The following is a 7,189-nucleotide window of genomic DNA, read 5'->3' on the forward strand; positions in this document are numbered from 1 at the left end:
AATCGGTATCCCTTACGACGTCACCGAACGTACGCGACGAAATCGGCGAACGCCCCGGCCGACACGGCGACCACGGCCCCGTGGGGGTCCTTGGAGTCCCGGATGGCGACGAGTGAGTCGGACGCCTGGGCGACCTCCACGCAGTCACCGCCGGTGTCACCGCTGTAGCTGGACTTGCGCCACTGGAGGCGGCCCAGCGCCGCGCACTCCACGCATTCGGCGTCGGCACTGTAGCTGGACTTACGCCACTGGACGCCGGTCGGGATCAGGATGGTGCTCATAGCGCTCCTCCATGACTCGGGCGATCAGTTCCGCGGAGTCCGCAGGGGACAGAGCGGAAGCCCGCAAGAGATCGTAACGGAGCGAACGCCCCCTGATCTCTTGCGGGTTGATCGTCGCCCAGTCGTCCTCGTACCCCTCCGAGTAGGCCACATCCGGGTGGTTGGCGAAGGAGAAGATGGTGAACGAGCCCGGCAGTCCCGTGTGTGCCCCCACGGAGAAGGGGAGCACTTGGACCTGAACGTGGTCCGCCTCGCGGAAATCGAGCAGGTGCTCCAGTTGTCGGCCCATGGTGGCACGACCGCCGATTTCCCGGTACAGCACGGACTCGTCGAGCACGGCCCAGAGGAGCACTCGCTCGTCCCGCGCCAGGATCTTCTGCCGGTCCAGCCGCGCCTCCACCATGGCGGTGAGGTCGTCTTGGCGCATGACGCTGAGCACCGCACGGGCGTACTCCTCGGTCTGGAGCAGCCCGTGCACCAACAGCGCCTGGTAGGTACGGATCTCGGTCGCCGTCGCTTCCAGGTGCGCAATCCGCCGGAACCACGCGGGCAACCGGTGACGCTTGACCATCTCCCATAACCGGACCAGCGCACCGTCCGCGCCCAGCGCCGTGTCGATACGGGGAATGTGCTCATCCTTGGGCACCTTCGCCGCCGTTTCGATCTGGCCGATCATCGAACCCGTCAGGTAGACGATCTCCCCCAGCTGCGCCAGCGTCAGGCCGGCCCGCTCCCGGAGCCGTCTCACCTCCGCGCCGAAGAAGTGCAGCGGGGAGGCCCCTGGGTCGAGGCACTTCACGTTGGCCATGGGAGCTCCCTCGCTCGACCTGCGCCACCCGATGGAGAGTTGCGTTCAATCCGTAGCAGAGCGTAATCGACCCTGCGCACGCTTGTCCCGTGAACGAGAACGACACTTCGGACACCGACATCATCGACACCTCCGCGTTCCCGACGCGGGCGTACCGGGTCCATCTGGCCGTCGGCGACCACAGCCCCCGGCACGTGCGGCGGATCGTGCGGGGGCTCCTGGAAGCCTGGGGGCTGGCGGGGCTCGGGGACGACGCCGCGCTGGTCGTGACCGAGCTGCTGGTCAACGTGTACCGGCACGTGCCGGACCGGCGGTGCACCATGACCGTGCGGCGGTACGAGGGCGGCGGGGCGGGAATCGTGATCGGGGTGCACGACACGTACCCCGTACTGCCCCGCGTTCGGGGCGCCGCCCCGGGCGCGGCGGGCGGCCGGGGGCTCGCCCTCGTCGCCGCGGTCGCCGGCAAGTGGGGCGTGGCACCGGACGACGAAGGCCCGCAGCGCACCGGCGGGAAGACCGTGTGGTGCGAGCTGCGGGCCTGACGTGCAGGGGCCGCGAAGCGGCCGGCGGCTCAGGCGAGCGGGTCGAAGCCCTCGTACTCCGAGTCGGCCTCGTCGCGCTCCGCCTGCCGGTCGCGGCGGCGCTGGGCGGCCGGGCGCGGGGCCTCGAGACGGTGGTCCTCGCCGCGGCGGCCCAGCATCTCCGCACCGGCCATCATCGTCGGCTCCCAGTCGAAGACGACCGCATTGTCCTCGGGGCCGATCGCCACGCCGTCACCGGCGCGCGCACCGGCCTTGAGCAGCTCCTCCTCGACGCCGAGGCGGTTGAGGCGGTCGGCGAGGTAGCCCACGGCCTCGTCGTTGTTGAAGTCCGTCTGACGGACCCAGCGCTCCGGCTTCTCGCCGCGTACGCGGAACAGGCCCTCGCCCTCGGGCGTGACCGTGAAGCCGGCGTCGTTGACGGCCTTGGGGCGGATGACGACGCGGGTCGCCTCCTGCACCGGCTTGGCGGCGCGGGCCTTGGCCACGATGTCGGCGAGCGCGTAGCTCAGCTCCTTCAGGCCCGTGCGGGCGACGGCCGAGACCTCGAAGATGCGGTAGCCGCGGGCCTCCAGGTCGGGGCGGATCATGTCCGCCAGCTCCTGGCCGTCCGGGATGTCGATCTTGTTGAGGACGACCACGCGGGGCCGGTTCTCCAGGCCGCCGTACTGCCGCAGCTCCTCCTCGATGATGTCGAGGTCGGAGAGCGGGTCGCGGTCCGACTCCAGCGTCGCGGTGTCCAGGACGTGGACCAGCACCTCGCAGCGCTCGACGTGGCGCAGGAACTCCAGGCCGAGGCCCTTGCCCTGGCTGGCGCCGGGGATCAGGCCCGGTACGTCCGCGATGGTGTAGACCGTCGAACCGGCCGTCACCACGCCGAGGTTGGGCACCAGGGTGGTGAAGGGGTAGTCGGCGATCTTCGGGCGCGCCGCGGAGAGCACGGAGATCAGGGAGGACTTGCCGGCGCTCGGGTAGCCGACCAGCGCCACATCGGCGACGGTCTTGAGCTCCAGGACGATGTCCCGCTCCTCGCCGGGCTCGCCGAGCAGCGCGAAGCCGGGCGCCTTGCGGCGGGCCGAGGCCAGCGCCGCGTTGCCGAGGCCGCCGCGGCCGCCCTGGCCCGCGATGAAGGTGGTGCCCTGGCCGACCAGGTCGGCGAGGACGTTGCCCCGCTTGTCGAGGACGACCGTGCCGTCCGGGACCGGCAGGACCAGGTCCTGGCCGTTCTTGCCGGCCCGGTGGTCGCCCGCGCCGGGCTGGCCGTTGGTGGCCTTGCGGTGCGGGTGGTGGTGGTAGTCCAGGAGGGTGGTGACGTCCTGGTCGACGACCAGGATCACATCGCCGCCGCGGCCGCCGTTGCCGCCGTCGGGGCCGCCGAGCGGCTTGAACTTCTCCCGGAAGACGGAGGCACAGCCGTGGCCTCCGTTACCCGCGGCGACGTGCAGCTCGACGCGGTCCACGAAGGTGGTCATGGGGGGTGCCTCCAGTAACTACGGGTCGTACGCGCGGGCCCTGCGCGCGGGGGCGCGCCTGCTGCGTACGCAATTGTCTCTAGGTCTCTACGTTCTTCGGTAACGCGCGTTGCTTTCCACAACGCGCGAAGGGCGGACCCGCTTCCCGTGCGGGAAGTCGAGGTCCGCCCTCGCGGCAAACCGCTCTACGGTGCCGAAGCCCCTAGGGGATTCAGGCGACCGGAACGATGTTCACGACCTTGCGGCCACGGTGGGTGCCGAACTGCACGGCGCCCTCCTGCAGCGCGAACAGCGTGTCGTCGCCGCCACGGCCGACGCCGGTGCCCGGGTGGAAGTGGGTGCCGCGCTGGCGGACGATGATCTCACCGGCGAGGACGGCCTGACCGCCGAAGCGCTTCACGCCGAGCCGCTGAGCGTTGGAATCGCGACCGTTCCGAGTGGACGATGCGCCCTTCTTGTGTGCCATGTCTCCTCAGTCCCTTACTTCGCCGGAGCGTCGATGCCGGTGATCTTCAGCGCGGTGTGCAGCTGACGGTGGCCGATCCGCTTCTTGTAACCGGTCTTGTTCTTGTACTTCTGGATGCGGATCTTGTCGCCCTTGTGGTGGTCCACGACCTCGGCCTGGACCTTCACGCCGGCGAGCACCCACGGGTCGCTCGTGACGGACTCGCCGTCGACAACCAGCAGCGTGGAGAGCTCGACGGAGTCGCCGACCTTGCTGGTGGAAATGCGGTCAACCTCGATGACGTCGCCGACAGCAACCTTCTGCTGGCGGCCGCCGGTGCGCACGATCGCGTACACGCGGAACTCTCTCTCGCTAGAAACGGGACCACTGATGCCAGCCGCTCCGGGGCCCTGCGGGCCCGGCTATCCGACGCGCTGCACCCGCGAAGGGCGCGATCCGCACTGGACGAGCGGCCTCCCCCGATGGAACCGGGAGGTGTTTGCTCAGATGGTGTGGCGCCATACAGACGCCGACGGTCAAGGTTACGGGGCCTTGACCAGGGGGTCAAACCGGGCCCCGGGCCGTGACGCACGGCCCGGGGCGCCGGGTCCGGATCAGTCCTCCGCGGGGGCGGAGACCGAGGCCGGAGCGGACTGCTCGGCAGCCGCCGTCTTCTTGGCGGCGGTCTTCTTCGCCGTCGCCTTCTTGGCCGCCGTCTTCTTGGCCGTGGCCTTCTTCGCCGCGGTCTTCTTGGCGGGGGCCTTCTCCTCGGCCTTCTCCCCGTCCCCGGCGGTCTCCTCGGCCTTCGCCGCGGTCTTCTTCGCCGTCTTCTTGGCCGGGGTCTTCTTGGCGGCGGCCTTCTTGGTCGTCGCCTTCTTGGCCGTGGCCTTCTTCGCCGTCTTCTTGGCCGCGGTCTTCTTGGCCGGCGCCGCCTCCTCGGCGGCCTCCGTCCCGGACGTACCGGCCTCGGGCGCAGCGGCCTCGGTGGCGGCCTCGGGGGCCTCCGCCGGGGTGCCGGCCGCGGCGGGCGCTTCCGGCGCCGTGGCGGCGGGCTCGGCCGGTGCGGCCGCCTCGGAGCCGGCCGGGGCCGACACCGCGCGGGTCACCCGGCGGCGGGTGCGCGCCGGACGGGCCGCGGGCTGCGGCTCGGGCTCGGCGGCGGGCTGCTCCGCCGCGGGCTGCCCGGCCGTCTGCTCCTCGGCCTCGGCCGGGGCGGCCTCGGCGGCAGGAGCGGCCGGGGCCTGCTCCGTACGGGCCTGCTCAGCGCTCTCCGGAGCACTCCCGGCGGCTGCTTCGGCAGCCGTCTCGGCGGCCGGGACCACGATCGCGGCGCTCTCGTCGGCGGCCTTCGGGGAGCCCGCCGGCGCCGACACCTTCCGGCTCGCGCGGCGCCGGCCGCGGCCACGGCCCCGCTCCGCGGCCGCCTCGGCCTCGGCCGGGCTGGAGAACCACTCGTCGGAGTCGGCGACCGCGGGGGTCAGCTCCGCCTCCGTGACGGGCGCGGGCTCCAGGACCGCCGCCGGAGCGGCCGCCTCGACGGCCTTCTCCTGCTGGTGGTCGTGCTGGTGGTCGGCGTGCTTCTCGCCGTTGCCGCCCTTGCCCTTCTTCTTGCGCTTGCCGCCACCGCCGGAGCCGGTCGCCTGGTCCATGTGGACGATGACGCCGCGGCCGTTGCAGTGCACGCACGGCTCGGAGAAGGACTCCAGCAGGCCCTGGCCGACCCGCTTGCGGGTCATCTGGACCAGGCCCAGCGAGGTGACCTCGGCGACCTGGTGCTTCGTACGGTCCCGGCCCAGGCACTCCAGCATCCGCCGCAGCACCAGGTCCCGGTTGGACTCCAGCACCATGTCGATGAAGTCGATGACGACGATGCCGCCGAGGTCCCGCAGCCGCAGCTGGCGGACGATCTCCTCGGCCGCCTCCAGGTTGTTTCTGGTGACGGTCTCCTCGAGGTTGCCGCCCTGGCCGGTGAACTTGCCGGTGTTGACGTCGATCACGACCATGGCCTCGGTCTTGTCGATCACCAGCGAGCCGCCGGACGGCAGCCAGACCTTGCGGTCCAGCGCCTTCATCAGCTGCTCGTCGATCCGGTACGTCGCGAAGACGTCGACGTCCGAGGTCCACTTCTGCAGCCGGTCGGTCAGGTCCGGGGCGACGTGCGAGACGTACCCGTGGATGGTCTCCCATGCCTCGTCACCGCTGACGATGACCTTGGAGAAGTCCTCGTTGAAGATGTCGCGGACGACGCGGACCGTCATGTCCGGCTCGCCGTAGAGCAGCGTCGGGGCGTTGCCGCTCTTCGCCTTCTTCTGGATCTCCTCCCACTGCGCCTGCAGACGCTCCACGTCGCGGCGCAGCTCGTCCTCGCTGGCGCCCTCCGCGGCCGTACGGACGATGACGCCCGCGTCCTCGGGGACGATCTTCTTGAGGATCTGCTTCAGGCGCGCCCGCTCGGTGTCGGGGAGCTTGCGGCTGATGCCGGTCATCGAGCCCTCGGGCACGTAGACCAGGTACCGGCCGGGCAGCGAGACCTGGCTGGTCAGACGGGCGCCCTTGTGGCCGATCGGGTCCTTGGTGACCTGCACGAGCACGGACTGGCCCGACTTCAGCGCGGTCTCGATGCGGCGCGGGCCGTTGCCCATGCCCAGCGCCTCGAAGTTGACCTCACCGGCGTACAGGACGGCGTTGCGGCCCTTGCCGATGTCGACGAAGGCGGCCTCCATCGACGGCAGGACGTTCTGCACCTTGCCCAGGTAGACGTTGCCGACGTACGAGGTCGACTGCTCCTTGTTGACGTAGTGCTCGACGAGGACGTTGTCCTCCAGCACGCCGATCTGGGTGCGGTCGCCGTTCTGGCGGACGATCATCTCGCGGTTGACGGCCTCGCGGCGCGCCAGGAACTCCGCCTCGGTGATGATCGGCACCCGGCGGCGGCCCTGCTCACGGCCCTCGCGGCGGCGCTGCTTCTTGGCCTCCAGGCGGGTCGAGCCCTTGATGGACTGGACCTCGTCGGACGCCTCCTCCTTCTTGCGGGGCTCGCGGACCTTGACGACCGTACGCTCCGGGTCGTCGCCGTTCCCCGCGGTGGCCTCGGCGGCGTCACCGCTGCGACGGCGACGGCGGCGGCGGCGACGGCTGCTGCTGGAACCGCCGGACGGCTGCTCCTCGGCGCCCTCCCTGGCCGCCTCGGGCTCGCCCTCGGCGTCGGTCTCCTCGGCCGCCTGCTGCTCCTCGGCGCCCTCGGACTCCGCCTCGGCGGACTCGCCCGACTCCTCCGTGCCCTCGGCGTCAGCGGCGTCACCACGGCGCCGGCGACGGCCACCACGACGGCGGCGGCGCGACGGGCGGTCGCCCTGCTCCTCGTCGCCCTGCGCGGCCTCGGTCTCGGCCTCGGGCTCCTCGTCGGTCTCGGCGGTCTCCTCCTCGGCGGGGGTGACCTGCTGCTGCTCGGCGTCGTCAGCGCCGCCACGGCGACGGCGGCGGCGCGCCGGACGCTCGGCGGCCTCCTCGGGCTCCTCCACGGTGGCGGCGGCCGCGGCAGCGGCGGCCGTCTCCGGGGTCTGGAACATCGGCTCGGTGAAGACCGGGGGGCTGGAAGACGGCGCTCGGCGGCTGCGCGGCGCGGCGGCGGGAGCGGGCCGGGG

At 71.7% G+C, this 7,189-nt stretch carries 6 protein-coding genes and 1 pseudogene; 1 reads left to right on the plus strand and 6 read right to left on the minus strand.

Annotation, left to right across the window (positions count from 1 at the left end):
* Nucleotides 1-20 precede the first annotated feature (20 nt).
* Both C3486_RS20130 and C3486_RS20135 read right to left on the minus strand, forming a co-directional pair.
* A complete protein-coding gene (locus tag C3486_RS20130) occupies nt 21-281 on the minus strand; it encodes a DUF397 domain-containing protein (RefSeq protein WP_103834127.1) in 261 nt (86 codons plus the stop codon).
* The gene (locus C3486_RS20135; protein WP_103834128.1) at nt 241-1,089 is read right to left on the minus strand and encodes a helix-turn-helix transcriptional regulator; all 849 of its coding nucleotides are present in this window, start codon (nt 1,087-1,089) and stop codon (nt 241-243) included. The genes C3486_RS20130 and C3486_RS20135 overlap by 41 nt, the downstream gene beginning before the upstream one ends.
* 89 nt (nt 1,090-1,178) lie before the next feature.
* Between C3486_RS20135 and C3486_RS20140 the strand changes: the two genes are divergently transcribed.
* The gene (locus C3486_RS20140; protein ID WP_258052884.1) at nt 1,179-1,631 is read left to right on the plus strand and encodes an ATP-binding protein; all 453 of its coding nucleotides are present in this window, start codon (nt 1,179-1,181) and stop codon (nt 1,629-1,631) included.
* 29 nt (nt 1,632-1,660) lie between these two features.
* Here the strand turns inward: C3486_RS20140 and obgE are convergent, their stop codons facing one another.
* From obgE to C3486_RS20160, 4 genes and pseudogenes are all read right to left on the minus strand, one after another.
* Nucleotides 1,661-3,100, minus strand: coding sequence for a GTPase ObgE (gene obgE, locus C3486_RS20145; RefSeq protein ID WP_103834129.1), 1,440 nt, complete (start codon nt 3,098-3,100; stop codon nt 1,661-1,663).
* Between the two features lie 211 nt (nt 3,101-3,311).
* Entirely contained in the window at nt 3,312-3,566 is a 255-nt protein-coding gene (gene rpmA / locus C3486_RS20150) for a 50S ribosomal protein L27 (RefSeq protein ID WP_052866878.1), read from the minus strand.
* Between the two features lie 14 nt (nt 3,567-3,580).
* Nucleotides 3,581-3,901: a 50S ribosomal protein L21 gene (gene rplU, locus C3486_RS20155; protein ID WP_030249628.1), complete on the minus strand. Its 321-nt coding sequence runs from the start codon at nt 3,899-3,901 to the stop codon at nt 3,581-3,583.
* A gap of 258 nt (nt 3,902-4,159) precedes the next feature.
* A pseudogene (locus C3486_RS20160) lies at nt 4,160-7,189 on the minus strand (ribonuclease E/G); the annotation flags it as partial.

The organism is Streptomyces sp. Ru73, from assembly GCF_002920575.1.
Classification (GTDB): domain Bacteria; phylum Actinomycetota; class Actinomycetes; order Streptomycetales; family Streptomycetaceae; genus Streptomyces.